This window comes from Ruegeria sp. HKCCA6837, from assembly GCF_013034475.1.
Classification (GTDB): Bacteria; Pseudomonadota; Alphaproteobacteria; order Rhodobacterales; family Rhodobacteraceae; genus Ruegeria.
This window is the reverse complement of sequence record NZ_WQGD01000053.1, coordinates 1-1,811: the sequence shown is the minus strand read 5'-3', so window position 1 is coordinate 1,811 and position 1,811 is coordinate 1. Positions and strand designations below refer to the sequence as shown.

The 1,811-nt window shown below is 55.8% G+C and carries 1 protein-coding gene; it reads left to right on the top strand.

From position 1 onward, the window contains the following. The first annotated feature begins 45 nt into the window (after positions 1-45). Entirely contained in the window at positions 46-1,806 is a 1,761-nt protein-coding gene (locus GOV91_RS22480; protein ID WP_171237133.1) for an adenylate/guanylate cyclase domain-containing protein, read from the top strand. Positions 1,807-1,811: the final 5 nt, after the last annotated feature.

Here is a 1,811-nt window from a genome sequence, read left to right as displayed (position 1 = left end):
CCGAACTTGATAGATTCGAAAAAAGGTTGCTATTGGGAAATGCGCATGACACGCCGACTTGCCGCCATACTTGCCGCCGATATGGTCGGCTACTCACGGCTTATGGCGGCTAACGAGGCGGGAACACTTGCTCGTCTCAAAGACCTACGACGGGACATCATCAATCCAAGTATCGAAAGTGCCGGAGGTGAGATTATCAAGCTTACCGGTGATGGCCTGTTTGCACTTTTTAGCTCGGTCGTTTCTGCCGTTGAGGCCGCAGCGACGCTCCAGAAGGCGCTGCACGCCGCCGAAGCCGAGAGCCCCACCGAAAGCCGGATCAGCTTCCGAATAGGGTTGCACATTGGAGACGTAATCTTGGACGAGGGCGACATTTATGGCGAGGGTGTTAATCTTGCCGCAAGACTCGAAGGCATCGCTGACCCAGGCGGTGTCATACTGTCTGACGACGCATGCCGGCAGGTTCGAGGCAAAATCGAACACGACATCATAGACCTTGGCGAAGTAGCGCTCAAAAACATCTCCGAGCCAGTTCGCGCCTACAAATTGGCGATGGAGGGCAAATCAGATTCCACGCAAAACCAATCTCAACCCACTGACAAACCCTCCATCGCTGTCTTGCCCTTCCAGAACATGTCCAATGATCCAGAACAGGAATACTTCTGTGACGGCGTTTCCGAAGACATCATCACAGAGCTCTCGCGCTTTCCCGAGCTTTTCGTCATCGCCCGCAACTCCTCATTTTCGTTCAGGGGTCGCCCCGTCACCCATATAGATATCGCTCGTGAACTCGGTGTTCGTTACATGCTAGAGGGTAGCCTCCGTCGAGCCCAAAACCGCGTACGCATTACTGCCCAACTCATCGACTGCACAAATGGAGCCCATGTTTGGGCCGAGCGCTACGACCGCACGCTAGACGACATCTTCGCGTTACAGGATGAGATTACACGCAGCGTGGTCGGCGCCATCGCCCCCCAGATATCCATTGCCGAAATAGATCGCGCGTCTGTGGCTCGAGATATCGACTTCAACTCCTACGACCTCTCGCTACGTGCAATGGCGATTTTCTACGCGGGAGGCTTCTACTCTCAGGATAAGTTCGATGAGGTCATATCGGTCTCTGATCGCGCCATTGATCTCGACCCGCGCAACGTCCAGGCCCATTGGATCAAAGCGTTTGCCTACCTGATGCGTTATCTATACCAGTTCGATGAGGACCCCACCGAAAACCTGGGCCTAGCTGATAAAAGCGTTGAACCTCTGTTTCTTGGTGGTCAACTCGACCCGCGCGCCTTATGCGTTCGCGGTATGGTTCGTCATTTCCGTGGAGATTTTGACGGGGCCAACGCCGACTTCAGTTTGGGCTTCACACTGAACCCGAACTTTGCCCGGAACATCTTCTTCATGGCCTGGCATGAATCTTTGGTCGGCCGAACCACACAGGCGCGCGAACATGCCCACCTTGCCCTCCAGCTTTCCCCACGCGACACTGACCTCTGGGTAGGAGACGCCTATCTGGCGCTCGCCCAAGCTGCCTTCGCCGACGCTGATTTTGAAGACGCAATGCGTTGGGGTGAGCACGCCATTCAGATGACGCCGCGTGCGCCGATCCGCCGGGCTCTTATGATCGCCAGTGCCGCCCACCTCGGGCACGCCGAAGCAGGCCTGCCACATGAGCAGGCGCTGGCGGATTTCGCCCCAGCGTTCCTAGACAGCATTGTCTCCGGAGCTTTGATCCTCTTCCGTCTACCCGAACACAATGCGCTTTTGGTCGAAGGCTTGAAGAAAGCTGGTGTTAAGCCGTAGAGTTG